Annotated in this window: 24 protein-coding genes; 13 read left to right on the plus strand and 11 right to left on the minus strand. The window is 75.0% G+C overall.

The genetic code is table 11. From position 1 onward, the window contains the following. The first annotated feature begins 32 nt into the window (after positions 1–32). Positions 33–1,046, plus strand: coding sequence for a cobalamin biosynthesis protein (locus QP090_RS35300; RefSeq protein WP_285944096.1), 1,014 nt, complete (start codon positions 33–35; stop codon positions 1,044–1,046). Then, positions 1,043–2,545 (plus strand): cobyric acid synthase, encoded by a 1,503-nt coding sequence (locus QP090_RS35305; RefSeq protein WP_285944097.1) that lies wholly within the window; start codon positions 1,043–1,045, stop codon positions 2,543–2,545. The genes QP090_RS35300 and QP090_RS35305 overlap by 4 nt, the downstream gene beginning before the upstream one ends. A 12-nt stretch (positions 2,546–2,557) precedes the next feature. Here the strand turns inward: QP090_RS35305 and QP090_RS35310 are convergent, their stop codons facing one another. The 4 genes from QP090_RS35310 to QP090_RS35325 are packed head-to-tail and all read right to left on the minus strand — an operon-like array spanning position 2,558 to position 6,369. Beyond that, complete coding sequence (locus QP090_RS35310; RefSeq protein ID WP_285944098.1) at positions 2,558–3,547, minus strand: glycine betaine ABC transporter substrate-binding protein; 990 nt, start codon at positions 3,545–3,547, stop codon at positions 2,558–2,560. Then, complete coding sequence (locus QP090_RS35315; protein WP_285944099.1) at positions 3,547–4,437, minus strand: ABC transporter permease; 891 nt, start codon at positions 4,435–4,437, stop codon at positions 3,547–3,549. Before QP090_RS35315 ends, QP090_RS35310 begins: the two co-directional genes overlap by 1 nt. Beyond that, positions 4,434–5,729 (minus strand): ABC transporter ATP-binding protein, encoded by a 1,296-nt coding sequence (locus QP090_RS35320; protein ID WP_285944100.1) that lies wholly within the window; start codon positions 5,727–5,729, stop codon positions 4,434–4,436. The genes QP090_RS35315 and QP090_RS35320 overlap by 4 nt, the downstream gene beginning before the upstream one ends. Then, the gene (locus QP090_RS35325) at positions 5,722–6,369 is read right to left on the minus strand and encodes an ABC transporter permease (protein WP_285944101.1); all 648 of its coding nucleotides are present in this window, start codon (positions 6,367–6,369) and stop codon (positions 5,722–5,724) included. Before QP090_RS35325 ends, QP090_RS35320 begins: the two co-directional genes overlap by 8 nt. A gap of 145 nt (positions 6,370–6,514) precedes the next feature. On the opposite strand from QP090_RS35325, the gene QP090_RS35330 reads away from it, so the two are divergent. The 6 genes from QP090_RS35330 to QP090_RS35355 all read left to right on the plus strand — a co-directional run bounded on the left by QP090_RS35330 (position 6,515) and on the right by QP090_RS35355 (position 14,109). Beyond that, complete coding sequence (locus QP090_RS35330; protein WP_285944102.1) at positions 6,515–7,201, plus strand: DUF1444 domain-containing protein; 687 nt, start codon at positions 6,515–6,517, stop codon at positions 7,199–7,201. Between the two features lie 156 nt (positions 7,202–7,357). Further along, on the plus strand, positions 7,358–8,971 hold the full coding sequence (locus QP090_RS35335; RefSeq protein ID WP_285944103.1) for an AMP-binding protein: 1,614 nt from the start codon (positions 7,358–7,360) through the stop codon (positions 8,969–8,971). Positions 8,972–9,068: 97 nt separating this feature from the next. Further along, positions 9,069–10,643, plus strand: a complete 1,575-nt coding sequence (locus tag QP090_RS35340; RefSeq protein ID WP_285944104.1) for an ABC transporter substrate-binding protein — start codon at positions 9,069–9,071, stop codon at positions 10,641–10,643. 4 nt (positions 10,644–10,647) lie between these two features. After that, a complete protein-coding gene (locus QP090_RS35345) occupies positions 10,648–11,664 on the plus strand; it encodes an ABC transporter permease (protein ID WP_285944105.1) in 1,017 nt (338 codons plus the stop codon). Further along, positions 11,651–12,565: an ABC transporter permease gene (locus QP090_RS35350; protein WP_349666534.1), complete on the plus strand. Its 915-nt coding sequence runs from the start codon at positions 11,651–11,653 to the stop codon at positions 12,563–12,565. The genes QP090_RS35345 and QP090_RS35350 overlap by 14 nt, the downstream gene beginning before the upstream one ends. After that, positions 12,562–14,109, plus strand: coding sequence for an ABC transporter ATP-binding protein (locus tag QP090_RS35355; protein WP_285944106.1), 1,548 nt, complete (start codon positions 12,562–12,564; stop codon positions 14,107–14,109). The genes QP090_RS35350 and QP090_RS35355 overlap by 4 nt, the downstream gene beginning before the upstream one ends. 76 nt (positions 14,110–14,185) lie before the next feature. Here the strand turns inward: QP090_RS35355 and QP090_RS35360 are convergent, their stop codons facing one another. After that, entirely contained in the window at positions 14,186–15,640 is a 1,455-nt protein-coding gene (locus QP090_RS35360; protein WP_285944107.1) for an alpha/beta hydrolase, read from the minus strand. A gap of 118 nt (positions 15,641–15,758) precedes the next feature. Between QP090_RS35360 and QP090_RS35365 the strand changes: the two genes are divergently transcribed. Beyond that, on the plus strand, positions 15,759–16,400 hold the full coding sequence (locus QP090_RS35365) for a LysE family translocator (RefSeq protein ID WP_285944108.1): 642 nt from the start codon (positions 15,759–15,761) through the stop codon (positions 16,398–16,400). A gap of 55 nt (positions 16,401–16,455) precedes the next feature. Here the strand turns inward: QP090_RS35365 and QP090_RS35370 are convergent, their stop codons facing one another. Both QP090_RS35370 and QP090_RS35375 read right to left on the minus strand, forming a co-directional pair. Further along, entirely contained in the window at positions 16,456–16,647 is a 192-nt protein-coding gene (locus QP090_RS35370; RefSeq protein WP_285944109.1) for a DUF397 domain-containing protein, read from the minus strand. Beyond that, on the minus strand, positions 16,644–17,507 hold the full coding sequence (locus tag QP090_RS35375) for a helix-turn-helix domain-containing protein (protein WP_285944110.1): 864 nt from the start codon (positions 17,505–17,507) through the stop codon (positions 16,644–16,646). Before QP090_RS35375 ends, QP090_RS35370 begins: the two co-directional genes overlap by 4 nt. A gap of 137 nt (positions 17,508–17,644) precedes the next feature. Here QP090_RS35375 and QP090_RS35380 point away from each other — a divergent pair, with 137 nt between their 5' ends. From QP090_RS35380 to QP090_RS35390, 3 genes are read left to right on the plus strand one after another with little or no spacing between them, the layout of a single operon-like run. After that, positions 17,645–18,154 carry an ATP-binding protein gene (locus tag QP090_RS35380; RefSeq protein ID WP_285944111.1) on the plus strand — a complete coding sequence of 170 codons (510 nt, stop codon included), beginning with the start codon at positions 17,645–17,647 and terminating at the stop codon, positions 18,152–18,154. Positions 18,155–18,207: 53 nt separating this feature from the next. Further along, positions 18,208–18,834, plus strand: a complete 627-nt coding sequence (locus tag QP090_RS35385; protein WP_285944112.1) for an ABC transporter ATP-binding protein — start codon at positions 18,208–18,210, stop codon at positions 18,832–18,834. Next, a complete protein-coding gene (locus tag QP090_RS35390) occupies positions 18,831–20,339 on the plus strand; it encodes a DUF6297 family protein (RefSeq protein WP_285944113.1) in 1,509 nt (502 codons plus the stop codon). Before QP090_RS35385 ends, QP090_RS35390 begins: the two co-directional genes overlap by 4 nt. Positions 20,340–20,348: 9 nt before the next feature. Here the strand turns inward: QP090_RS35390 and QP090_RS35395 are convergent, their stop codons facing one another. Together QP090_RS35395 and QP090_RS35400 are read right to left on the minus strand one after the other, a co-directional pair. Further along, positions 20,349–20,627, minus strand: a complete 279-nt coding sequence (locus tag QP090_RS35395) for an SUKH-4 family immunity protein (protein ID WP_285944114.1) — start codon at positions 20,625–20,627, stop codon at positions 20,349–20,351. Further along, the gene (locus tag QP090_RS35400) at positions 20,624–21,082 is read right to left on the minus strand and encodes a toxin glutamine deamidase domain-containing protein (RefSeq protein WP_285944115.1); all 459 of its coding nucleotides are present in this window, start codon (positions 21,080–21,082) and stop codon (positions 20,624–20,626) included. The genes QP090_RS35395 and QP090_RS35400 overlap by 4 nt, the downstream gene beginning before the upstream one ends. 129 nt (positions 21,083–21,211) lie before the next feature. On the opposite strand from QP090_RS35400, the gene QP090_RS35405 reads away from it, so the two are divergent. Then, on the plus strand, positions 21,212–22,171 hold the full coding sequence (locus tag QP090_RS35405) for an alpha/beta hydrolase (protein ID WP_285944116.1): 960 nt from the start codon (positions 21,212–21,214) through the stop codon (positions 22,169–22,171). Here the strand turns inward: QP090_RS35405 and QP090_RS35410 are convergent. Together QP090_RS35410 and QP090_RS35415 are read right to left on the minus strand one after the other, a co-directional pair. After that, the gene (locus QP090_RS35410) at positions 22,161–23,939 is read right to left on the minus strand and encodes a serine/threonine-protein kinase (RefSeq protein ID WP_285944117.1); all 1,779 of its coding nucleotides are present in this window, start codon (positions 23,937–23,939) and stop codon (positions 22,161–22,163) included. The genes QP090_RS35405 and QP090_RS35410 overlap by 11 nt on opposite strands. Before the next feature lie 51 nt (positions 23,940–23,990). Further along, positions 23,991–25,352, minus strand: a complete 1,362-nt coding sequence (locus QP090_RS35415) for a DUF4389 domain-containing protein (RefSeq protein ID WP_285944118.1) — start codon at positions 25,350–25,352, stop codon at positions 23,991–23,993. Between the last annotated feature and the right edge of the window lie 37 nt (positions 25,353–25,389).

Here is a 25,389-nt window from a genome sequence, read left to right on the forward strand (position 1 = left end):
ACGCCATATCGTCTATGACCGTGACGGCGTACATGAGCAGGGCGAGGGCGGCGGGGCTGCTCCTCGGCACGGCGCTGGACGCGGCGTTCGGCGATCCGCGGCGCGGGCATCCGGTGGCGGCCTTCGGCAGTGCGGCGTCGGCGCTGGAGCGCCGCCTCCACGGCGACTCGCGCGCGCGGGGCGTGCTGTTCGCGGGCGGGCTCGTGGCGGGCGCCGCGGCGCTGGGGCTGGCCGCCGAGCGCGGGACGCGGCGGCGGCCCGTGCTCCGCGCCGGGGTCACGGCGGCGGCGACGTGGGCCGTCCTCGGCGGCACGTCCCTCGGCAGGGAGGGTCGCCGAATGGCCCGTTCGCTGGACGAGGGGGATCTCGACGCCGCGCGCGCCCGGCTGTCCCACCTGTGCGCGCGCGACCCGGCCGGACTGGACGCCCCGGCGCTGGCCCGCGCCACGGTCGAGTCGGTGGCGGAGAACACCTCCGACGCCGCGATCGCGCCGCTGCTGTGGGGCGCGGTGGCCGGGGTCCCGGGGCTGCTCGCCTACCGGGCGGTCAACACGCTGGACGCGATGGTCGGCTACCGGAGCCCCCGCTACGCGAGGTTCGGGTGGGCCTCGGCCCGCCTCGACGACGCGGCGAACTGGGTTCCCGCACGGGTGACCGGCCTGCTCACCGTGGCCTGCGCGCCGCTCGCCGGCGGTGACCGGGGCGCGGCGTGGCGGGTGCTGCGCCGCGACGGCGGCGCGCATCCCAGCCCGAACGCCGGACGCTGCGAGGCCCCGTTCGCGGGGGCGCTGGGCGTGCGGCTCGGCGGCGTCAACGCCTACGGCGGGCGGGCCGAGCACCGTCCCGTGCTCGGGGACGGCCGTGCCCCCGAGGTCGCCGACGTCCACCGCGCCGTCCGGCTGTCGGCCGCCGTCAGCGCGTCCGCCGCCGTCCTGGCCGCCGCGGTCGCCGGGATGGCCGGGCTCGCCGAGAGCCCAGGGAGAGCGGGGGGCGCCGAGAGCGCGGGGAGCGGCGCCTGCGCCGCCCTCGGGGGAGGGACGCGATGAGCGGGGCGCTGCTGGTCGCCGGGACGACGTCCGACGCGGGCAAGAGCGTCCTCACGGCGGGGCTGTGCCGCTGGCTGGCCCGGCAGGGGGTGCGGGTCGCGCCGTTCAAGGCGCAGAACATGTCGCTCAACTCGATGGTCACCGCGGACGGCGCGGAGATCGGCCGGGCGCAGTACACCCAGGCGCTCGCCGCCGGGGTGGAGCCGCGCGCGATCATGAATCCGGTGCTGCTCAAGCCGGGCAGCGACCGGCGCAGCCAGGTGGTGGTGCTGGGCCGCCCGATCGCCGAGGTGGACGCGCTGGAGTACGGCGCGCACAAGGAGCGGCTCCGCCGGGTCGTGGCCGACAGCCTGGCCGAGCTGCGGGCCGCGCACGACGTGGTGGTCTGCGAGGGCGCCGGGTCCCCCGCGGAGATCAACCTGCGCGCCGGCGACCTCGCCAACATGGGCCTGGCCCGCGCGGCCGGACTCCCGGTGATCGTGGTCGCCGACATCGACCGCGGCGGGGTGTTCGCCTCGCTGTACGGGACGGTGGCGCTGCTGGAGCCGGCCGACCAGGCGCTGGTCGCGGGCTTCGTGATCAACAAGTTCCGCGGCGCCGCCGAGCTGCTGGCCCCCGGGCTGGAGCAGCTCCGCGCCCTGACCGGGCGGCCGACGCTCGGCGTGCTGCCCTGGACGCTCGGCCTCTACCTCGACTCGGAGGACACGCTCGCGCTGGACGCCCCCCGTCCGGCCGCCGCCGCGCCGTACGGGCGGCAGACGCTGCGGGTGGCGGTGGTGCGGTTCCCGCGCGTCTCCAACTTCACCGACCTGGACGCGCTGGAGTGCGAGCCGGGCGTCACGGTGCGGTACGCGGCGAGTCCCGGCGACCTCGACGACGCCGACCTGGTCGTCCTGCCGGGCACCCGGGCGACGGTGAGCGACCTGGCGTGGCTGCGGGAGAAGGGCCTGGCCGCCGAGATCGCCCGCCGCGCCGCCGAGGACCGCCCGGTCCTGGGGATCTGCGGCGGCTACCAGATGCTGGCCCGCCGGATCGACGACGACGTCGAGTCCGGGGCCGGCCGGGTGGACGGCCTGGGGCTGCTCCCGACCATGGTGACCTTCGCCGACGACAAGATCCTCGGCCGTCCCACCGGCCGCGCCTACGGCGAGCCCGTCCGCGCGTACGAGATCCACCACGGCCTGGTCGACGTGGAGGGGGGCGAACCGTTCCTGGACGGCTGCCGCCTGGGCGCCGTCTACGGGACGACCTGGCACGGCGCGCTGGAGAACGACGGGTTCCGCCGCGCCTTCCTCGCCGATGTCGCCCGCCGCGCCGGACGCGACTTCACCCCCGCGCCGGACGTGTCGTTCGCCCGGCTGCGCGAGGCCACCCTGGACGCGCTCGGCGACCTGGTCGAGGAGCACCTGGACACGGACGCGCTGTGGCGGATCATCGAGGGCGGGGCCCCGGCGGGCCTGCCGGTCGTCCCGCCGGGCGGTGCCCCGCCGATCCCCTGACCCGCTGGCGGGTCACTTGATGAAGCCCTGCGCGCGCATCCAGTCGCGGGCGACGAACACCGGGTCGTCGCCGTCGACGTCGACCTTGCTGTTCAGGGTCCGCATGACCTCGGTGGTCAGCTTCGGGCTGATCTGGGCGAAGATCGGGGTCAGCTCCGGATGGGCCTTGAGGACGGACTCCCGCACGGTGATCGCCGGGTTGTAGTTGGGGAAGAAGTGCTTGTCGTCCTTGAGCACCTTCAGGTCGAGCGCCTGGATACGGCCGTCGGTCGCGGTGACCTGGCCGAAGGTGCACTTGCCATTCTTCACCGAGTTGTAGACGACGCCGGCCGACATCTGCATGACGTTCTTGGCGGGCACGCCCGACCCGTACTTGAGCCCGTACGCGGCGAGCATGCCGCGCAGGCCGTCGTTGCGGGAGAAGAACTCCGGCTCGGTGCAGATGGTCCGCTGCCCGACCGGGACACTGGACAGCTGCGACAGGTCGGTCAGCCCGTACTTGCGCTGCGTCGCGGGCGAGACGGCGATTGTGTAGGTGTTGTTGAGCGGCGCGGGCGGCGGCAGCCAGGCGATGTGGTGCTTCTTCAGGTCGAGCGCCGCCACCGCGTCGAACTGCCGCTGCGGGTCGACGATCGGCTCGGTCCGGCCGAGGTAGGTGATCCAGCCGGTCCCGGTGTACTCCCACATCAGGTCGTTGTCGCCGCCGGTGATCGACAGGCGGGCGGTCACGCTGCCCTGCACGTTGGTGTTGTCCTGCACCTTCGCGCCCGCGGCGGTCAGCGCCAGCACGGCGAGCTTGCCGAGCACGATCTGCTCGGTGAACTCCTTGGAGGTGACCCGGAGCCTGGCGCCCTCCAGGTTCTTGATCGGTTTGATCGTGCCGGGCTCGATCGCGGGCAGGAACGCCGAGGCCGGCTTCAGCCCGCACCCGCTCAGCCCGAGCGTGGCCGGGCCGAGCAGGACGGCGCCGAGCAGCGCGAGCGTGGGGTGCGCGCGGCGCATCACAGTCCCTTCGGTGCCAGCAGGCGGGCGGCCATCCCGCCCAGCCAGTCGATCAGCAGTGCGAGCAGCGCGATCAGGATGCAGCCGGTGAGCAGGACGGGGGTGCGCTGGGTGGACACGCCGGTGGTGATCAGGTCGCCGAGCCCGCCGCCGCTGATGAACGAGGCGATGCTGGCGGTGCCGACCATCAGCACCAGGGTGGTGCGGATCCCGGCGAGGATGACCGGGGTGGCGAGCGGCAGCTCGACCCGCGCCAGCACCCGTGCCGCCGACATCCCGATGCCGCGGCCCGCGTCGGTCAGCGTCGGGTCGACCTGCTGGAGGCCGACCAGGGTGTTGCGCAGCGCGGGCAGCACGCCGTAGGCGACCAGCGCCACGATCGCGGTCCAGAATCCGATCCCGAAGGTCACCGCGAGCAGCACGACCACGCCGATCGCGGGCGCGGACTGGCCGATGTTGGCGATCGCGAGCACCAGCGGGGTGGCCGGCCGCGCCCAGGACCGGCTGAGCAGCACGCCGAGCGGGATCGCGATCACCAGGACCAGCAGCGTCGACACCACCGCCAGCTCGATGTGCTCCCAGGTCTTCTGCGCCACGTAGTCGGGCGCCAGGACGCGGGCGGCGATGCTGTCGAGGTCGGAGTTCTCCACGTACAGCATCCAGAGCCCGCCGATCGCGATGATGGCCAGCGGTTGGAGGAACGCGCGCCAGGACCGTCCGGTGGGCGCGTGCAGTGCCGTCCGCGGTTCGACCGCCGTCCCCCCGCCCGGCCCGCCGGCGCCCGCCGGCGCGCCCGCGTTCGCCGCGGCCGGTGCGGGGCCGCCGACCGGGCCCGGCTCGCTCGGTCCGCTCGGTCCGCTCGGGGGAGAGGGGGCGGACGGGCCGGTCACGAATCCGCCGCCTTGTCCTGCCGCCGGCGTGACCTGGTCTGCTCCTTCATGTCCTTGATCGCGGTCTGGAGGGTGGACAGCGTGACGGTGCCGCGGTAGACGCCGCGCGGCCCGACCACCGGCACCCACTCGTGCTCGACCTGGATGAGCGCCTCCAGCGCCTGCTGCAACGTGTTGCGCACGCGGATGGGCCGGGCCGTGCCGGTGCCGTGGTCGCCGATCGGGCCGGTGAGCCCGTCGAGGTCGTCCACGGTGATCCAGCGGACCGGGCGGTCCCGCTCGTCCAGGACGATCGCGAACGTGCTCTCCGCCGCGTCGATCTGCGCGCGGACGGCGGCGGCGTCGTCCCCGGGGGCGGCCTGCGGCACCTGCTGGAGCGGGACGTCGGCGACGCGGCTGAACTTCAGCAGCTTCATCGCCTGCCCGCCGCCGAGGAACTGCTCCACGTACTCGTCGGCCGGGTTGAGCAGGATCTCCTTCGGCGTCGCGTACTGCACGATGCGCGAGCCCTTGTCGAGGATCGCGATCCGGTCGCCGAGCTTGAGCGCCTCGTCGACGTCGTGGGTGACGAACACGATGGTCTTGCCGAGCTCCTCCTGGAGCTGGAGCAGCTCGTCCTGGAGGTGCTCGCGGGTGATCGGGTCGAGCGCGCCGAACGGCTCGTCCATCAGCATCGCGGGCGGATCGGCGGCGAGCGCGCGGGCCACGCCGACCCGCTGCTGCTGGCCGCCGGACAGCTCGCGCGGGTAGCGGTCGCGGAACTGGTCCGGCGCGAGGTCGACCAGCTGGAGCAGCTCGTCCACCCGGGCCTTGATGCGGGCCTTGCCCCAGCCCAGCATCTGCGGCACCAGCCCGACGTTGGTGCCGACGGTCATGTGCGGGAACAGCCCGGCGTTCTGGATCACGTAGCCGATCTGGCGGCGCAGGTCGTTCGGGTCGAGGCCGAGCGCGTCCCGCCCGGCCACGATGATCTTGCCGGAGGTGGGCTCGATCAGCCGGTTGATCAGCCGCATCGTGGTGGTCTTGCCGCTGCCGGACGGCCCGAGCAGCACCACGATCTCGCCGCCGTCGACGGTCAGCGACACATTGTCGACCGCGGGCGTCGCCTGGCCGGGGAAGCGCTTGGTGACGTTGATCAGCTGGATGCCGCCGCGCTCGGCCGAGGCGGCCTCGCCCGGCGGCCCGCCGTCGCCGGGGTCGATGGCGCCCGGTAAGGCGGGGTCGGCCGGTCCGGAGGGGGCGGCCGATCGGGTCGGGCCGGCGGGGGGAACGGGGGGGACGGTGTCAGGCACGGATGCCTCGCGGGGTCGTCAGTCGGCCGATGATCAGGAAGCAGGCATCGAAGAGCAGGGCCAGGATGATGATGCCGAGCGTGCCGGCGAGCGTCATGTTGATCGAGTTGGCGCCGCCGAGCCGGGCCAGTCCGGAGAAGATCTGCTCGCCCAGGCCGGGACCGGACACGTACGCGGCGATCGCGGCGATCCCCATCGCGAGCTGGGTGGCCACCCGCGCGCCGGTGAGGATCACCGGCCAGGCGAGCGGCAGCTCGATCCGCAGCAGGATCCGGCGGCGGCCCATCCCGATGCCGCGGGCGGCGTCGACCAGGGTGCGGTCGACGCCGGACAGGCCGACGATCGTGTTGCGCACGATCGGCAGCAGCGAGTAGAGGGTCAGCGCCACCACACTCGGCGCGACGCCGAGGCCGAGCGGGGTGATGAGCAGGCCGAGCAGCGCCAGCGACGGGACGGTGAAGATCACGCCGGCGGTGCTGGTGGCGAAGGCGGCCAGCCTCGGCCGCCGGTAGACCAGCAGGCCGATCAGCACGCCGATGACCAGGGCCGCGAGCACGCACTGGAAGACCATGCTGGCGTGCTGCCAGGTCTCGAACACCAGCAGCTCGCGCCGGCTGGCCAGATATTCCCAGAAGCTCAATATTCCCTCCGCGGGGATCACTACCCACAGCCTCGCACCGGACACCTGCGCCGCGCGGGGTTCCGGCGGGGCGCCCCGGGCCCCGGTAGGGTGATCCATCCGGACGCACCGGCACCAGGACCACCGGCAGCAGGAGGAACGACCCGTGACCGAGCCGCGCTCCAGTCTCATCGTCCCGTTGATGAAGGCCCGGGTGCCGGCCGAGGTGCAGCTGGAGTTCCCGCTGCCGCCGGGCGAGGAGCCGATCCGCGACGAGTTCGCCGCCGACCTCTACGTCACCTACGCGCTGGAGCTGCCCGACGAGGCCGCGGCGCCCGGCCGCCGGTACGAGCACGTCGCGCGCCGGCACTGCGCTGAGCTGGGCGTTCCGCCCGAGGACCTGCGCCGCCGGGCGACGATCAACCTGCGCAACCGCCGTCCCGACCTGTCGATGCACTGGTACCCGGACGTGCGGGCGGTGACCGTGACGCTCGGGGACGGCCCGATCGGCGGTCCCCCGGCCGGCGCGAACGCGGCGGGCGCCGGGGCGGGCGCGGTGCGGCGCGGCGGTCTCGAATCGGGGCTGCTGCTGGACGAGGGCTTCCTCGACAAGCTGGCCCAGGACGTCGAGGGCGACCTGGTCGTGGCGGCGCCCGCGCGCGACGTGTTCGTCGCGTCCGGCACCGGCCACCCCGACGGGGTCGACAAGCTGCGCTGGGCGGTCGGCCAGGTCTGGTCGGAGGACCGCGGCGACGCCGGCGCCGACCCCGCGTGGGACGCGCCGGCCGGCTCGCTGCTCACGCACCGGCTGCTGGTGCGGCGCGAGGGCGCCTGGGACGTGCTCCCCGCCTGACCGCGCGGACGCCACGCGCGAGGCCATGAAAGAAGAGGCCCCGCCGTATGACCTATATACGGCATCCCAAAGACCGAAATACGGAGAACTCCCCGTGTCGGTACGCCTACTCGACGTAACCTCCGCTTGTCCCCCCAGGCAAGAGGAGTTTCCGCTATGGAAGGAAACCTTGCGGCCGTTCTGGCCGATCGAGCGGATACCTACGGGTGGCGGGACCGGCCGCTGTTCCACTCCGGCGCCGCCACGTACAGCCACGGCGAGGTCCACGACGCGGGCGCCCGCGCGGCGGGCGTGCTGCGGTCGGTGGGCGTCCGGCCCGGTCACCGCGTCCTGATCGCGCTCCCCGACTCGATCGCGTTCGTCGCCGCGCTGCTCGGCACGCTGCGGCTCGGCGCGGTGGCCGTGCTCACCGGGCCCGAGCTGTCCGGGCGCGAGCACGCGTACGTGCTCGGCGACGCCGATCCGCGCGCGGTGGTGTGCGGTCCCGGGCTCGTCCCCCGCTTCACGTCCGTGCCCGTGCTCACCGGCGACGACCTGGCCGACGAGCCCGCGTCGCTGCCGGACCCCGTCCCGGTGCCGGCCGGCGCCGCCGCCTACGTCCAGTACACCTCCGGGACCACCGGGGACCCGAAGGGGGCGGTCCATCGGCATACCGACCCGGCGGCCTACCACGAGGCGATGGCGCTCGGCGCGCTCGGGATGGTGCCCGGCGACGTGTCGTTCTCGCTGTCGAAGGCGTGCTATCCCTACGGGCTCGGCGCCACCGTGTTCTTCCCGATGTTCTGCGGCGGCGCCTCGGTGCTGTGGCCGGACGCGCCGACGGTGCGCGGGGCGGTCGAGCAGGCGCGGCGGCACCGGCCGACCCTGCTGTTCACCGTGCCGACCTGGTACGCGCGGCTGGTGAGCGGGCCCGAGCCGCGGGCCGTGCGGGAGGCGTTCGCGTCGCTGCGGGCGGCGGCCTCCGCGGGGGAGCCGCTGCTGCCCTCCCTCGGCGACCGGATCGAGGAGGTGCTCGGCTGCCCGGTGCTGGACGGGCTGGGCAGCACCGAGGTCGGCCACACGTTCGTGTCCAACACCGTGACCCGGCGGCGGCGGGGCGCGCTCGGCGTCGTGCTCGACCCGTACGAGATCGCGGTGCGCGGCGAGGGCGGCGTCGGCTACGAGGGCCGTCCCGGCGAGGACCGGGCCGCCGCCGCTGCCGCCAACGCCGCCGGCCTCGGCGCCGGCGGCCAGGCCGCCGCCCGCATCGGCGAGCGCGGCGCGCTGTACGTGCGCGGCCCGTCGGTGATGATCGAGTACCTGGGCAAGCCCGGCAGGACCGCCGAGGCGCTCGGGCCGGACGGGTGGCTGCGCACCGGCGACCTGGTGCATGTCGACGAGGACGGGTTCGTCCACCACCACGGCCGGATCCTCGACCAGGTGACGGTGTCGGGGGAGCGGGTCCTGCCCCTGGAGGTCGAGCGGATCCTCGGGCAGCACCCCGGGGTGGTGGAGGTGGCCGTGATCGCCGACGCGGACGCGGACGGGGCGGGGGAGGAGGCGGGCGGCGGGGCGCTGGCGGCGTTCGTGGTGGCCGACGAGGTGGCGCCGCCGGTCCCGGTGCTGGCCGAGGAGCTCATCGGGCTGGCCAGGGAGCGGCTCCCCGAGCACAAGGTGCCGCGCTCGGTGACGTTCATGGCCGAGCTGCCGCGCACGTCCACCGGCAAGGTCCGCCGGAGCGCCCTCGGCCGCGCCGAGCTCAGCCGGAACGGGGACGGCTCGCTGCGCTGACCGGCCGCCCCGGGTGGAGGCCCTGCGGCCAAGTCGGACATTCAGCAGGATCATGGTTATAGTTCCTTGTTGCAATAAGTTTGCAACAAGGAGACCCATGCACAAGTCCGCGCTCGTCATCGGGTCGGTCGTCACCGCGACCGGCCTGCTCGCCACCGCCTGCGGCTCGGCCGGCGACCCGTCCGGCACGACCGGCGGCACCTTCACCTACGCGATCGGGGACGAGCCCGAGACGCTCAACCCGGCGCTCCAGGACGAGCACACCGACCCGGTCACCGAGATGGTCTTCCGCGGCCTGACCCGGCACGACGCGCAGAACAAGGTCGTGCCGGGCCTCGCCGAGTCGTGGCAGGTGTCCAAGGACGAGCGGCGCTACACCTTCACGCTCCGATCGGGGCTCACCTGGCACGACGGGAAGCCGCTGACCTCCCGGGACGTGAAGTTCACCATCGAGGCGGTCAAGGCGGCCTCCGCCGACGCGCCGCTGTCGCGCAACTTCACCGCGGTCGAGAGCGTCGAGACGCCGGATGACAGGACCGCGACGCTCAAGCTGAGCAGGCCGTTCTCCCCGCTGCTGGATGCGGTCTCGATGGGCCTGCTGCCCGAGCACGCGCTGAAGGGCAAGGAGCTCACCGACGCCGGGTTCGGCCGGCACCCGATCGGCAGCGGGCCGTTCAAGCTGACCGCCTACAAGCCGGGTCAGTACAGCGAGCTGGAGCCGTTCGGCGGCTACTACGAGGGGCGGCCGAAGCTGCCCGGCGTCGTGATCAAGTACGTCTCCGACGACACCGCGCGGCTCATCCAGCTCGAGAACGGCGAGGTCGACGGCGCCCACCTCCAGCCGCAGCAGGTCGGCAGGGTCACCGGCGACGACCGGCTCCGGGTGGAGACCTACCCGACCGCCGACTACCGCGCGCTGATGTTCAACTTCAAGAAGCCCGTCTTCGCCGACAAGGACGTCCGGCTGGCGATGAACTACGCCCTCGACCGCGACGCGTTCGTCAAGAGCGTGCTGCTCGGCCAGGGCAGCCCGGCCACCGGGCCGCTGGACGAGAGCCCGTACAAGACCGGCGCCGCGCCGTTCACCCACGACCCGGCCAAGGTGGACGCGCTGATGGGGCCCGCCGGATACGCCAAGAACGCGCAGGGCCTCTGGGAGAAGGACGGCAAGACCGTCCGCTTCGAGCTCACCACGTTCGCCGAGGACTCGGCCCGGGTGGCGATCCTGAACGTCGCCGCCACCCAGCTCAAGCAGCGCGGTTTCGACGTGGTGCCCAACCCGCGTCCCGCGGACTGGGTCCGCAAGCACTGGGGCGACCTCGACGCGATGGTCGTCGGCTGGGGCACGCCCTACGACGCCGACTCCTCGGTGTACGGGCCGTTCCACTCCTCCCAGGCGCTGGACAAGGGCGGCTCCAACTACGGCACCTACGCCAACCCGGACGTCGACAAGGCGCTCGACCGGGCCCGCGGCACGTCCGACCCGGCCGTCCGCAAGGCCGCCTACGCCGACTTCCAGAAGGCGCTCGCCGCCGACCCGCCGTTCGCGTGGGTCGCCTACCTGCTGACCGACAACGCGGTGCCGAAGGCGCTCAAGGGCCCCGAGCGGCGCACCCTCGGCCACCACGGCTACGGCTTCTTCTGGAACGCCGAGAAGTGGTCCTGGTCCTGATCCGGTGAAGCGGTTCCTCCTCCTGCGGGCGGCGACGGCCCTCGCGGTCGTCGTCGCCCTGTCCGCGCTGTGCTTCGCGCTGCTCGACCTCGCGCCCGGCAGCCCGGCCGCCTCGATCCTGGAGGCGCGGTCCGGCGGGCGTCCGGCCGCACCCACCGACGTGGCCCGGCTGGAGCACCGGATGGGGCTCGACGATCCGCTGCCCGTCCGGTACGGGCGCTGGGTGTCCGGCGCGGTGCGCGGCGACTTCGGCGCCTCGTACGGCAGCGGTCGCCCGGTCGCCGAGACCCTCGCGGACACCGCGCCGTGGACGCTGCTGCTCACCGGCGTCGCGGTGCTGTTCAGCGTGGTCGGGGCCGTCGGCGCCGGGCTCGCCGCCGCGCTCACCCGGCGCGCGTGGCTGCGCCGGTCGATCGAGACCGGGCTGTTCGCGCTCGGCGGCATGCCCGGGTTCGTGACCGCGCTGCTGCTGCTGTGGATCTTCGCGGCGTGGCTGCGCTGGCTGCCGTCCGGCGGGCTGGCCCGTCCCGGCGAGCCGGTCACCGCCGCCGTGCTGGTCCCGCACCTGGTCCTGCCCGCGCTGGCGCTGGCGTTCGGGCACCACTTCGGCACCTACGCGCGGCTGGTGCAGACCGGCGTCGCCCGGCTGCGCACCGCGCCGCACGTGGAGAACGCGCGCGCCCGGGGGCTGCGCCGCCGGACGGTCACCGCGCGGCACCTGGTGCGGCTCGGGCTCGTCCCGTTCGCCGCCCGGCTTGGCGTCGGCGTCGGCACGCTGATCGCGGGCGCCTACGCCACCGAGATGATCTTCTCGTGGCCGGGGGTGGGACGGGAGGCGATCCTGGCCGCGCGGCAGCAGGACTACGCGGTGCTCACCGCCGTGGTCCTGGTCACCGGCGTCATCGTGGTCCTGGCCAACCTGCTGGGCGACCTCGCCGTGGCGTGGCTCGACCCCCGCGTCCGGCTCTCGGGCCGCGACCCGGCCGCGCCGAACGGAGGAATGGACCGTGCCCATCACTGACCGGGCCGATCTCACCGACGGCGTCCCGCCGCTCTCGGGGGACGGCGGGACGCCGGCGGCGCCGACCCGGGGCCTGCTGGCCGCGCGGGTCCCGGTGCGGCGGCCGGGGGTGTGGGCGGCGGGCCTCGTGCTCGCGGCGTTCGCCGTGCTGGCCGTGTTCGCCCCGCTGTTCACGCCCTACGACCCGATCGCGACCGACACCGCCGCGACCGGGCTGGCCCCCGGCTCGCCCGGCCACCCCCTCGGCACCGACCTGCTCGGCCGCGACCTGCTCGCCCGGCTGCTGTACGGCGGCCGGACCTCGCTGCTGGTCGGCCTGACCGCAGCCGCGATCACCGTGGTCGCCGGGGTGCTGCTCGGCGGCCTCGCCGCCGCCGGGCCGCGCTGGCTGGACGAGCTGATCGCGCGGTCCGCCGACGTGCTGCTGTCGCTGCCGATGCTGGTCGTGGTGCTCGCGCTCGCCGCGGTGCTCGGCCCCTCGCTCGGCACCGTCGTCCTCGCCGTCGCGGTGACGAGCTGGATGTCGGTCGCGCTGGTCGCCCGCGCCGAACTGGTCGGCCAGCGGGAGCGGCTGTACGTGCGGGCCGCGCACGCGCTCGGGCTGTCGCGCGGGCAGGTGCTGCGCCGGCACCTGCTGCCCGGCGCGCTGCCGCCGATCGCCTCGATCGCCGCGTTCGAGGTCGGGCACGCGATCCTCACCGAGTCGACGCTCAGCTTCCTCGGCCTCGGCATCCCGCCGAACCGGCCGAGCTGGGGCAACCTGCTCACCGAGGCCCAGGCCCACCTGCTCACCGGCGAGTGGTACACCGTCGCCTTCCCCGCCGCCTGCGTCGTCGCGACGATCCTCGCGGTCAACGTGCTGGCCTCGGCGGCCGGCCAGGGCGAAGGGCGGGCCTGGTGACCGCGCTGGAGATCGTGGACCTGACCGTCGAGGTGCCGGGCCGCCGCGTCGTGGACGGCCTGTCGCTGCGCGTCGGCGCGGGACGGGTCGTCGCGCTGGTCGGGCCGAGCGGCAGCGGCAAGAGCCTCACCGCCCGGTCGATCGTCCGGCTGCACGACCCGGACGCCGCCGTGCGCGCCTCCGGGGCGATCCGGCTGGGCGGGACGGACCTGCTCGGGCTCGGCGCGCGCGAGCTGCGGCGGGTCCGCGGACGCCGCGTCGGGTACGCGTTCCAGGACGCCGCCGCCAGCCTCAACCCGGCCGTCACCATCGGCGGCCACCTGACCGAGAGCGTCCGCGCGCACGACGCGGGCGACCCCGGCGAGCTGGGCGCGGCGGCGCTGGAGCGCTGCGGCCTGGACGCCGCGCAGGTGTGGGAGGCGCGCCCGTACGAGCTGTCCGGCGGCCAGGCCCAGCGCGCCGCGCTCGCCCTGGCGACCGTGCTGGAACCGGACCTGCTGATCGCCGACGAGGTGACGACCGCGCTCGACCCGGTCACCCAGGCCGAGGTGCTCGGCACCGTCCGCGCCCAGGCCGCCGAGCAGGGCCGCGCGGTCCTGCTCATCACGCACGACCTGGCCGTCGCCGGGCGCTGGGCGGACGAGATCGCGGTCCTGTCCGGCGGGCGCGTCGTCGAGCAGGGCCCGAGCGCCGGGCTGCTGGCCGCGCCGTCCGCCCCGTTCACCCGGGAGCTGGTCGCCGCGGCCCGCCTGGAGGCGTCCGGCCCGTCCGCGCACGATCCGTCCGCGCACGGGCACCCAGCCCGCGACGCCGGGCCGCTGGTGTCGGCGCGGGGCGTGCGGCGGGTGCTGCGCGGGAGGGGCCGGACGACCGTCGCGCTGGACGGCGTGGACCTCGACGTCCGCGAGGGCGAGTCGGTCGCGGTCGTGGGCCGCAGCGGCTCGGGGAAGTCGACGTTGGTCGGCGTGCTGGCCGCGCTGGACCGCCCGGCGGCCGGGCGCGTCCTGGCCGGGGAGCGCGACGTGTGGACGCTGCGCGACCGGGAGCGGCGGGCGGTGCGGCGCGGGACCGGGCTGGTGTTCCAGGACGCGCTGGCCTCGTTCGACCCGCGCTACACCGTCGAGCGGGTCGTCGCCGAGGCGCTCGGCCGCCGCGACGGCGTCGGCGCGCTGCTGGACCGGGTCGGGCTCGACCCGGCGATGGCCGCGCGCCGTCCGGCCACCCTGTCGGGCGGGGAGCGCCAGCGGGTCGCGCTGGCCCGCGCGCTCGCCGCCGGGCCGCGGCTGCTGCTCGCCGACGAGCCCACCACCGGGCTCGATGTGCTCGCCCAGGAGCGGATCCTCGCGCTGCTGGACCGGCTGCGCCGCGACGAGGGCCTCGCGGTCGTGTTCGTCACCCACGACCTGCGCGTGGCCCGCCGCATCGCGGACCGCGTGGTCGTGCTGGCCGGCGGCCGGGTGGTGGAGGACGTGCCCGCCCGCTCCCTGGACGCCGCGGCGCATCCGGAGACGCGCGCCCTGCTCGCCGCGACCCCGGCGCTGTGACGCGCCGGGGTCAGGCTTTGACACCGAGGGACGGGCGGTCAGCGCCTTCGGCGCCGCTGACCGCGGCCGGGTTCCGCTACTTGACCGCGTCCGCCTTGCAGGTGGAGGCGGACGGGAGGGCGCCGGTGACCAGGTAGCGGTCGATGTGCCCGGTCGCGCAGGAGTTCCGCAGGTAGGCGGTGTGCCCGTCCGACTCGGTCGCCAGCACCCGCGACCCCTCGATGCCCCGCGACAGGCTCCGCGCCCACGCGAGCGGGGTGGCCGGGTCGTGGGCGTTGCCGACCAGCAGCACCGGCGGGACGCCGGAGATGTGCACCCGAGCCTGCGGGTTCGACGGCGGGACGGGCCATCCGGCGCAGCCCGTGGTCATGTCCCAGAACTCCGAGGTCCCGCGCATGTGCGGGGCCCGCCGCTCCACCTGCCGCTTCCTCGCCTTGAGCGCGGCGAAGCCGCTGATCCGCGGGGCGATGTCCTGGCAGAGGATCGACCGGTACGCCGCCGTCGACGCCGGATCGTCCAGCGCCTCGGAACGGGTCTCGGCGAGCAGGGACGCGTCGCCCTTCTCCGCCTGCGCGATGCCCTTGGCCAGCCCGTTCCCGAACTCGGGGAGCAGCGTCAGCAGCGCGTACGCGGTGTACCGCAGCTCCTCGGCGGTCACCGCCCGCCCGCCGGTGACGGGGATCGGCGCGCGCTCGGCCTTCTTGACGAGCGCGTCCCACACCCGTCCGACGTTCCGTCCGTGCAGCGCGCACTCCGCCGTGCGGTCGCACCAGGCGGCGAAGCGGTCGAACGAGTGCTCCACGGCGGACGCGGCGTCCGGGACCATGCGCCGTGTGTCCATGCCGTGGTCGACCACCGCGTCCAAGGCCATCGCCCGGACGCGGCCGGGGAAGAGGCGCGCGTACTCGGTGCCGAGGATGGTGCCGTACGACCGTCCCAGGTAGCTGACCTTCGTCTCGCCCAGCGCGGCGCGCACGGCGTCGAAGTCGCGCGCGACGCTCGCGGTGTCGACGTGCCGGATCAGCGGATCGCAGCTCTCGCCCACCTTCCGGTTGTGCGCGACCATCGCCTCGTACTCCCGCTCGGTCCGCGGGAACTGCCGCACCTGCGGATCGTGCACCGGGACCTTGCACCGGATCTGGCCGCTGCCCGCGACGCCGCGCGGGTCGACGCCGACCACGTCGAACCGCGCGAGGAGCTCCTTGGAGAAGAACTGGGGCGCCCAGTCCCGGACGAGCCCGGCCACCCCCATCCCCGGGCCGCCGGGGTTGTAGAAGAGCGTCCCCAGCCGCTCGCCGGTCGCCTTGCGGCGCGCCACGTTCAGCGAGATCCGCCGGCCGTCCGGGCGGGACCAGTCCTGCGGCACCCGAACGCTCGCGCACTCGGTGCCGGGCTCCTTCCCGCACGACCGCCACGCGATCCCGGTGCCCGCCACCGGGACGGCCGACCGTGACGGGACCGCCGCCACGGCCAGTGGAACCGCCACCACGGCGGCGAGGGCGAGGGGCACGATGACGAGCGTCGTTCTCATGCCGTGAATCATGGTCGGCCGCACCTGGTCGGATCTTCGGCCATCCGGCCGCGTCCGCCTCGTCCGTTCGGCCGAGAAATTTGGTGCGTTCCAGGCATCTCGTACATAAGGTCGGGGCATGGTCTCGACACACCAGCTACTCGGCTTCTCCGCCATGGCGCTGGCCATCATCCTCATCCCCGGCCCGACCGTGCTGTTCGTGGTCGGCCGCGCCCTCGCGCACGGCCGCCGCACCGCGCTGACCAGCGTCGCCGGCAACGAGCTCGGCGTCGTGGCGCTCACCTGCGCGGTCGCCTTCGGGGTCGGCGCGATCGTGGAGCGCTCGGTGATCGTCTTCACCGCGCTGAAGCTCGCGGGCGCCGCCTACATCGTCTACCTCGGCGTCCAGGCGTTCCGGAACCGCGGCTCGCTCCAGCACGCGCTCGTCGGCGACCCCGGCGCGGGCAGGGGAGCCGGCCGCGAGATGTGGCAGGGCTTCGTCGTCGGCGTCACCAACCCCAAGACGATCGTGTTCTTCGCCGCCGTCCTCCCGCAGTTCGTCGAGCGCGACCGCGGCGGCGTCCCGCTCCAGATGCTCCTGTTCGGCCTGGTCTTCGCCACGATCGCGCTGCTGTGCGACAGCATCTGGGGCCTGGCCGCCGCCACCGCCCGCTCCTGGTTCGCCCGCTCGCCCCGCCGCCTCGCCGCGATCGGCGGCACCGGCGGCCTCATGCTGATCGGCCTCGGCGTCACCGTCGCCGCCACCGGCCGCAAGGACTGACCCCGCGCGGGGCAGGGCGCGGCCGGTGGCGCGCCGGGGCATGCGCCGGCCCGACTCAGTCGAGGATGCGTGCGAGGGCCGTCCAGGCTCGGGGGGAGAGGACGAGCACCGGGCCGCCGGGGTCCTTGGAGTCACGGAGGCCCACTCCGCCTCCGCCGAGCCGCGCGACCTCGACGCAATCGGCCTTGTCGCCGCTGTGACTGCTCTTCCGCCAAGGGCGGGGCCCAGCCGGGACGTGGGGGGTCATGAGGCGTTCGTCTCCTTCAGGACATCGGCGACCAGCCGCAGGGACTGTTTCGGGGACAGGGCCGAGGCGCGAAGATGCCGGCACGCCAGCCGGTACTGGTGGATCTCGTCGTCCTCCTCCAGGTACAGCCCGCCGACCAGGTTCTCCAGGAAGACGACCTCCGCCACCCCCTGGCCCTTGAACGTGAGGATGCCGAACGGGCCGAACATGCCGGTCGCGGAGCCGGCCGCGAACGGCAGGACCTGGACGGTGACGTTCGGGAGCTCGGCGGCCCGCTGGAGATGGCGGAGCTGGCCGTCCATCACCTCGCGTCCGCCCACCTGCTGCCGGAGCGCGGCCTCGCCGACGACCGCCCGGAGCTTCAGCGGGGACGGGCGGGTCAGGACGGCCTGGCGCCCGATCCGGACGTCGACGAACCGCCCGGCGGCCTCCGGGTCCTCCCAGAGCCTGCTCGACCCCACCATGGCCAGCGCGTAGTCGCGGGTCTGCAAGAGGCCCGGCACCACCTGCGGCTGGTAGGTGCTCATCTCCTGGGCGGCCCCTTCGAGGCTCAGGAAGTCGGCGAACGGGGGGTCGAGCCGCGCACCGTACCCGCGCCACCAGTTCCGTTCGCGCAGGCTCTTGGCCAGGCTGGTCAGGGCCTCGCGCCGGTCCGGGTCGGTGACCGCGTAGGCGTTGAGCATGTCGTGGACGTCGCCCCAGTGCGCGCGGGCGAGGCCGTTCTCGATGCGGCTGATCTTCGAGGTCTGCCAGTCGAGCCGGCCGGCGGCCTCGTCCAGCGTGAGGCCCGCGTCCTTGCGGGCCTTGAGCAGCGCCGCTCCGAGCCATCTGCTGCGGATCGTGGGCACGGACGCGGGCACTCGGCCACCTCCAGGTGGGATCGCAAGTTTCTACTTTGAACACCTTGTGGAGAAAGAGATCTTCCGCCAGTGTGGCAGAAGTTCGGTCACTGTGCGTCCGAATTCACATACGAACCGTCACGTGTGAGGTGGGCTTGATGCGAACGGCGATCCCTCAAACCGCCCGTCCCTGGTGCACCCCGTGGTCCGCGCGGATCTGGCGCCTGCCCCGGCGCCGGACCGAGCACCGCGCCCGGTCCATCCTCCGGGAGGTCCTCGCCCGGGCGGGCGTGCCCGACGCGAGGTCGGCCGAGCTCGAACTCGTCGCCGCCGAACTCGCGGCCAACGGCGTCCGGCACGCGCGGCCACCGTACGAGCTGCGCGTCCTCTTCGCGGGCTCGACCCGGCACCCGGTCTGGTGCGAGCTGGCCGACTCCGCCCCGTCCCTCGGCCGCGTCCCCGAACTCCTCGGCGCGCCGTCCGGCCCGGGACCCGGCGGCGACCGGGACGCGCTCATCGCCACGCTGGCCCTCGGCGGCCGTGGCCTCGCGCTCGTCCACGGCCTCACCGCGGGCCGCTGCGCCGCCTATCCCACCATCACCTGCACCGCCCCGGGCCTCGGCAAGGCCGTCGGCTTCTCCCTGCTCGAACCCCCCGGGGTCAGGTGAAGAGGCCGCCGATGCCCGGGGCGCCCGTCCGCACCGGGCATTAGGGTCAGACGATGACAGAAACAACCGTCACCGTCACCGGCCTGGACGTGGAGCTCGGCGGTGTCGCGGTCGTGCAGGGGATCGACCTCTCGGTCGGCCGGGGCGAGGTCGTCGCCGTGGTCGGGGTGAACGGCGCGGGCAAGTCGACGCTGCTGCGCTGCCTCGCGGGGCTCGAGCGGCCGGCGGCCGGGGAGCTCGGCGTCCTCGACCGGCCGCCGGCGGACGAGCCGGGCTTCTGGCGCGACGTCGTCCTGGCGGCCGACGAGCCGGCCTGGTACCCGGGGCTGTCGGTGCGCGAGCACCTGGAGCTGATGCACGCCGTCCACCCGTCCCCCCGGCTGGAGGTCGGCGCGGCCCTCGACCTGTTCGAGCTGCGGACGCGGGCCGACGCGGCCCCGCCGACCCTCTCGACCGGCCAGCGGCAGCGGCTGTCGCTCGCGATGGCGCTGATCCGGCCGAGCCGGCTGCTCCTGCTGGACGAGCCCGAGCGCGGCCTCGACCCGGCGTTCCGGGCGCGGCTGGCGACGATCCTGGCCGGGTACGCGGCGGGCGGCGGCACCGTGGTGATGGCCACCCACGACCTCGACCTCGCCGGCGCCGCGCACGCCCGCCGGGTCACCCTGGGGGGCGCCGCGTGACGCAGGTCCACCTCGTCCGGGCGTTCATCCGGACCCGGACCCGGGGTCGGCGGGCGCCGACCTGGACCGACCGGTACGCGCTGATCGCCGGGCTCGCGCTGGCGGTGCTGTCGCTCGGACGGCTCGCCCTCGTCTCCGTCACGTCCATCGCGCGCCAGGCGGAGCCGTCCCGGATCGGGGCCGGGCTGGCCTTGGCCGGGCTCGGCTACGCGGGCTTCCTCGCACTCGCCCGCGCGTTCGGGCCGGTCGCGACGTCCGCCGCCGACGCGGCCTGGCTGGTGCTGTCGCCGCTCCCGCGCCGGGGCGTGCTCGGCCGGCCGGCCGCGGTCCTGCTGCTGGTCGCGCTGCCCGGCGGCGCGGCCCTCGGCGTGGCGCTGCTCGCCGCCCTCGGCCTGCCGGACGATCCCGCGGTGCGGCTGATCACCGCGGTGGTGCTGGGGGTCTCGGCCGCGGCCGGCGGGATGGCGACCGCCGTGCTGGCCCAGTCGTCGCAGGCCTGGGACGCCTGGCTCCAGGGGGCGATCGCCGGCGTCCTGGCGGCGGCCGTGCTCGCCGCCGTGCTCGGAAGCGGTCCCGGACGGCACATGCTGGCCTCCGTCGCGGGCGCGCCGGTGTCGCTCGGCGCGGCCCTCGCCGCGTCCTGCGCGGCCACCGCCGCACTCCTGCTCAGGTCGGCCTGGGGGGCGCTCGAGCGCATCCCCGCCCGTGCCCTGCTGGCCTCGTCCACCCGGGCCGGGCACGTGGCCGGTGCGTCGGCCGCGCTCGACCCGGGCATCCTGACCTGGATCGCCGAGGACGCCCACTGGCGCGGCCGGGCCCTGCGCTCCCGTCCCTGGCCCGCGCCGCTGACGCGGCGCGCGGCGTCCGGGACGGCCGCGTCCCCGGCGCTCGCGCTGGCCTGGCCCGACTGGCGCAGGCTTGGGCGCCGTCCCGGCCGGCTGTCGGCGGTGCTCGCGTCCGCGGCACTGCCCGCCCTCACCGCGCAGGCGGTGGGCGCGGCCTCGACGGCCGTGCTGGCCGCGGGGGCGCTGGCCGCCGCGGTCGCGTGCACCACGGGCGCCCGCCGCGACGGCGACGACCCGAGCCTCGCCCGGCTGTTCGGCATCGGCCTCCGCCCGGTGCTCGCGGCGCGCGCGGTGCTCCCGGCGCTGCTGGGCGGCGCCTGGCTCACCCTCGCGCTGGCCGGGCTCGGCCTGGCGCACGGCCTGCCCCCGGGCCCGTGGTGGCTGCTCGGCCCGGCGGCGGCGCCCGCGCTGGCCGCCGGGGCGCTGCGGATGGCGCGGCGGCGTCCGGCCGACCACGCGATGCCGGTCCTCGACACCCCCGTCGGAGCCATGCCCACCGGCCCGCTCCTCTGGGCCGCGACCGGCGCCGACCTCGCACTGCTCGGCTGCGCGCCCACGCTGCTGGCCCTGACCGGCGAGCCGTCCGGCGCCCACCTGGCCGCGCAGGCGCTGTGCGGCGCGGCGGCGCTGGGCGGCTACCTGCTCCGCGCGCGGCGCTGACCGGCGCGGTCAGCCCCCGGCCTGCTGCTTGCGGTACATCTCCGCGACGACCGGGGCGGCGAGCCGGGGGAAGACGCCGGCCGAGCCGGTCTGCCGGTCCAGCACCAGCACGCTGCCGCCGACGGTTCCGGGCGGACGGGACCAGTCGGCGGGCGGCGGCTCGACCGGCCACACCACGAAGCCGAGGTCGAACTCGTACACCCCGACCTCGACGGGGCGCCCGCCGGCGGAGGGCGAGGCGGCGAACATCGCCCGGGAGCGTTCCAGTACGAACTCGCGCGTGATCACGGCATGCCCCGTCCGTTGGAGTCGACGATGATGGCCCACACCCCGTACACCTGCGGGTACAGCGGCGTGGTGGAGCGCTCGCCCCGGTTGGCGTCCATCCAGGTGATCCGGCCCTCGTGGTTGCAGGCGTTCCAGGCGTGGGTGCCGGTGCCCTCCTCGGGCCGCCAGCCGTTCACGATGAGCGCGCAGTGCCCGTGGCCGAGGACGCGCAGCCGCTCGCCGATCGCGTCCAGCGCGGACGCGTCCGGCCCGATGTAGCGGAACGCCGCGCCCAGCACCTGCTCGGCCCGGTCCCGGCCGCCCACCTCGCCGCACAGCATCCCGAGCGGATCCTGCGGGTGGTAGGCGATCGTGCCCGCGGCCTGCGGATTTCCGTTCCAGGTCTGGATGAAGGACAGCGCGCATTCCAGCGCGTTGCTGGTCCGGCTCTGTTCGAGCTGGGGGGACTCGGTCATCGGACGGGGCTCCGCATTCGTCGGTGATCCCCGAGATCGTACGGATCTCCCGCCACCGGTCAAATCCCCGCCGCCGGGCGGATGGGGCGGGGCCGTAGGGTGGGGCCGGAGCCGGTGAGGGAGGGTGTCATGGACGTGACGGCGGACGTGCTCGGGCCGGGGTACGAGGCGATCGAGCTGCCGATGGGACGGGACGCCGAGGGCGAGGTGGTGGCCACGCTCGTCCGGCGGCGGTGCGCCGAGCCGTCGCGGCGCGCGGTGCTCTACCTGCACGGGTTCGTCGACTACTTCTTCCAGCGGAACCTCGCCGACTTCTTCGTGGGGCGGGGCGTCGACTTCTACGCGCTCGACCTGCGCAAGTACGGGCGGTCGCTGCGCCCGCACCAGACGCCCAACTACGTGGGCAGCCTCACCGAGTACTTCCCCGAGATCGACGAGGCGGTGCGGATCGTCCGGGACGTGGACGGGCACGACTCGCTGCTGCTGAACGGGCACTCCACCGGCGGGCTGCTCGCGGCGCTGTGGGCCGACCGGGTGCGCGGCCGGGGCCTGGTCGACGGGCTCTTCCTCAACAGCCCGTTCCTCGACATCGCCGAGCCGCTCCCGGTGCGCAAGCTCGGCGCCGGGCTGGCGCGGACGCTGCGCGCGCGGTTCCCGATGGCCGCGATGCCCGCCGGGGTGTCCGGTGCCTACCCGCGCAGCCTGCACCGCGACCACGAGGGCGAATGGGACTTCGACCTGGAGTGGAAGCCGCTCCTCGGGTTCACGGTGCGGGCCGGGTGGCTGGCGGCGGTGCGGCGGGGGCAGCTCCGCCTGCACGCCGGGCTCGGCATCGACGTGCCGGTGCTGGTGATGAGCTCGGACCGCAGCGTCCGGCCCGGCCGCCGGGCCACCGACGTGACCGGCGCCGACGCGGTCCTGGACGTGGCGCACATGGCGCGCTGGGCGCCGCGGCTCGGCCCGCACGTCACGCTGGTGCGGGTCGAGGGCGGCCTGCACGACCTGGTGCTGTCGGCCGGGCCGGTGCGGGAGCGGGTCTTCGCCGAGCTCGCCCGCTGGATGGGCGCCTACCTGCCGGCTAGCCCTTGATCTCGGCGATCTCGAAGTCGTCGTAGTCGACCGCCAGGGTCTCCTGGGTCTCGCTGATCCGGGTGACGATCAGCCCGGAGTTCCGGTTCGGGAGCACCTGGTCGGAGTCGGTGGCGGAGGCGGCGAGGTCGCCGTTCACCCAGAGCCGCAGCCTGACCTTCTTGCCCCCGTCCTGCTCCTCGCAGGCGATCTGGACCTTGCTGGGGCGGCCCGGCTTGCCGGCCTCGGGCGCCTCGTAGCCGCCGGCGTCGTCGCCCGTGGCGAGCTCCTTGGCGCCGACCACGGGCGACACCTTGCGGATCAGCGAGCCCTTCCCGTCCCGGCGGATCAGGAACTGGTAGCCGCCCTCCTCGCCGATCTCCTTCGAGCCGCGGCAGAACAGGCCGAACTGCCCGTAGTTGGGCCCCGACGCCGGGGTCACCTGGGCGGTGACGAGCTGCTGCTTGGGAAGCTGCTTGGTGTCGTCGACGGGACTCGCGGCGAGGGTGAAGCCCGCGCTGTTGTTGCTCTTGAGATCGATCCGGTAGTGGCCGTTCTGCACACCCTGGCCGCTGCTCTCGGTGTAGTTGTCGCCGTACCAGCCGCTCTGCCCGGAGGCGAAGTCGGTCTCGTAGAAGCTGGCGGTGTCGCCGGGCGGGCCGTCCGACCCGAACAGCGCGTACGCGCCCGCGCCCACCAGGACCACCGCGGCGAGGGCGGCGGCGCCGATCAGCAGCGGCCTGCGCGAGGTGCCGGGGCCCTCGGCGCGGGCCGGGCGCGGATCGCCGCGGGTGGCGTCGTGGCCGAGCATCGCCGTGGGGCCGGACTGCGGGTACCCGCCGGTCGGCGGCGGCGGGGGCATCGGGGCCTGCGGGATCTGCGGGGCCTGCGGGGCCTGCGGCGGCGGGGGCATGGCGCCGTGCCAGCCCGCCTGGACGGTCTCGGCGAGCTGCGCCGGGTCGGGCCGCGCGTGGCCGACCAGCCGGCTGAGCAGCTCCTGGTTGGACGGGCGGTTGCGCGGGTCCTTGTCGAGCGCCGCGGCGACGATGTCGCGCAGCCCCGCGTCGAGACCGTCCAGCACCGGGTCGCCGTGCGCGACCCGGTAGAAGATCTCGGGCACCGTGACGCCGGTGAACGGGGCGCTGCCGGTGCCGGCGTAGGCGACCACGCATCCCCAGGAGAACACGTCGGACGCCGCGGTGACCGGTTCGCCGCGGAGGATCTCGGGGGCGATGTAGGCGGGGGTGCCGATGAACTGGCCGGTGCGGGTCGGCCCGTCGGCGGCGTCCAGGGCGCGGGCGATGCCGAAGTCGATGACGCGCGGGCCGGTGGCGGACAGCAGCACGTTGGCGGGCTTGAGGTCGCGGTGCACGATCCCGGCGGCGTGGATCGCGGCCAGCGCGGTCGCCACCCCGACGGCGAGGCCCTCCAGGTCGGAGCCGGGCAGCGGGCCGCGCTCGGCGACCGCGTGCTCCAGGCTCGGGCCCTCGATGTACTCGGTGACCACGTACGGCGGCTGCCGGTCCAGCTCGGCGTCGATCACCGGCGCGGTGCAGAACCGGCGGACCTGGCGGGCCGCGGTCACCTCCTGCCGGAACCGGTCCAGGAACGCGGTCTCGCCGGCCAGCTCCCGGTTGATCACCTTGACGGCGACCCGGCGGCCCGAGCCGTCCTCGCCCAGGAAGACCGTGCCCATCCCGCCCCGGCCGAGCCGGGCGATCAGCCGGTAGGGCCCGAGCTCACGGGGGTCCTCGGGCCGGAGCGTGTTCTCTCCTGCGTGCGTGGTCATCGTGTTCCTGGTGGTTGGGGGCCTTTGTCGAGAACCCTAGTACTCCGGACGTCAGCGTGAGCGCAGCGCCCGGGGCAGGGTGCGGAACGGCGGGATCTTTTCGTCGGTGAGCATGAAGGCGTACGCCACCACCCGTCCTGACCAGCGCTGGAAGCCGACGACGAAGCGGAACAGCGATCGGGGGTAGTGCCCGGTGAACGGGATGATCGGCCAGCTCAGCACCATCACCACCACCAGCAGCACGCTCAGGACGAGCATGACCACCAGATGCGGGAGCGCCATCAGCCCCCGGACCAGGGTGAACCACCGCTTGGGCCCGCGCCACGCCTCGGGGTAGGGCAGGTTCACCTGGACGGTCTGCCGCTCGGGTACCGCCGGCACCGATCCCGGCGGCGCCGTGGCCGGGACGGGACCACCGCCGGGGGCCTCGGCGCCGGGGGCCGTGGAGGCGGGCCCGGTCGGCGGGACGGCGGCGGACGCGGCCCCGCCCGTCCCCGTGCCGGTGCCCGTGCCCGTTCCTTGGTCCGCCGGGACCGTGCCGGGGCGGTGCCAGGTCGCCGTGACCCTCGCCGCGGCCCGTTCGGGGTCGGCCTTCTCCTGGCCGAGCAGCCGCGCCAGGAGCCCCTGCGCGGTCGGCCGGTTGCGCGGGTCCTTGCCGAGAGTGAGGGCGACGAGCGCGCGCAGCCCCGGGTCGAGCCCGTCGAGCACGGGCGGGTCGCCGCTGATGCGCTTGAAGACCTCGGCCACCGTCCCGCCCTGGAAGGGCGGCCGTCCGGTGCCGGCGTAGGCGACCACGCATCCCCAGGAGAACACGTCGGACGCCTGGCACACCGGTTCGCCGTGCAGGATCTCGGGGGCGATGTAGGCGGGGGTGCCGATGAACTGGCCGGTGCGGGTCGGCCCGTCGGCGGCGTCGAGCGCGCGGGCGATGCCGAAGTCGATGACGCGCGGGCCGGTCGGGGACAGCAGCACGTTGGCGGGCTTGAGGTCGCGGTGCACGATCCCGGCGCCGTGGATCGCGGCCAGTGCGGTCGCCACCCCCACGGCGAGGCCCTCCAGGTCGGAGCCGGGCAGCGGGCCGCGCTCGGCGACCGTCTGCTCCAGGCTGGGGCCGTCGATGTACTCGGTGACGATGTAGGGCGGGTCGGCGTCCAGATCGGCGTCGATCAGCGGCGCGGTGCAGAACCGGTGCACCTGGCGGGCCGCGGTCACCTCCCGCCGGAACCGGTCCAGGAACGCGGTCTCGCCGGCCAGCTCCCGGTTGACCACCTTCACCGCGACCCGGCGGCCGGTCGGCTCCGCGGCCAGGTACACCGTCCCCATGCCGCCGCGGCCGAGCCGGCCGAGGAGGCGGTACGGGCCGAGGACGCGGGGCTCGTCCTGGTGGAGGGGGCCGGCGGCGGGGGTCGTCATGGGGGGCGGGCTCCTAGGAAGATCGTTTTTCCGGGCC

It is taken from the genome of Actinomadura xylanilytica (assembly GCF_030283145.1).
GTDB lineage: Bacteria > Actinomycetota > Actinomycetes > Streptosporangiales > Streptosporangiaceae > Spirillospora > Spirillospora xylanilytica.

Bases quoted from the DNA above. Each gene is read 5' to 3' on its own strand.
- QP090_RS35300 (WP_285944096.1), top strand. From the start codon at position 33: ATGAGCAGGGCGAGGGCGGCGGGGCTGCTCCTCGGCACGGCGCTGGAC.
- QP090_RS35305 (WP_285944097.1), top strand. From the start codon at position 1,043: ATGAGCGGGGCGCTGCTGGTCGCCGGGACGACGTCCGACGCGGGCAAG.
- QP090_RS35310 (WP_285944098.1), bottom strand. From the start codon at position 3,547: ATGCGCCGCGCGCACCCCACGCTCGCGCTGCTCGGCGCCGTCCTGCTC.
- QP090_RS35335 (WP_285944103.1), top strand. From the start codon at position 7,358: ATGGAAGGAAACCTTGCGGCCGTTCTGGCCGATCGAGCGGATACCTAC.
- QP090_RS35340 (WP_285944104.1), top strand. From the start codon at position 9,069: ATGCACAAGTCCGCGCTCGTCATCGGGTCGGTCGTCACCGCGACCGGC.
- QP090_RS35360 (WP_285944107.1), bottom strand. From the start codon at position 15,640: ATGAGAACGACGCTCGTCATCGTGCCCCTCGCCCTCGCCGCCGTGGTG.
- QP090_RS35365 (WP_285944108.1), top strand. From the start codon at position 15,759: ATGGTCTCGACACACCAGCTACTCGGCTTCTCCGCCATGGCGCTGGCC.
- QP090_RS35370 (WP_285944109.1), bottom strand. From the start codon at position 16,647: ATGACCCCCCACGTCCCGGCTGGGCCCCGCCCTTGGCGGAAGAGCAGT.
- QP090_RS35380 (WP_285944111.1), top strand. From the start codon at position 17,645: ATGCGAACGGCGATCCCTCAAACCGCCCGTCCCTGGTGCACCCCGTGG.
- QP090_RS35385 (WP_285944112.1), top strand. From the start codon at position 18,208: ATGACAGAAACAACCGTCACCGTCACCGGCCTGGACGTGGAGCTCGGC.
- QP090_RS35400 (WP_285944115.1), bottom strand. From the start codon at position 21,082: ATGACCGAGTCCCCCCAGCTCGAACAGAGCCGGACCAGCAACGCGCTG.
- QP090_RS35405 (WP_285944116.1), top strand. From the start codon at position 21,212: ATGGACGTGACGGCGGACGTGCTCGGGCCGGGGTACGAGGCGATCGAG.
- QP090_RS35410 (WP_285944117.1), bottom strand. From the start codon at position 23,939: ATGACCACGCACGCAGGAGAGAACACGCTCCGGCCCGAGGACCCCCGT.
- QP090_RS35415 (WP_285944118.1), bottom strand. From the start codon at position 25,352: ATGACGACCCCCGCCGCCGGCCCCCTCCACCAGGACGAGCCCCGCGTC.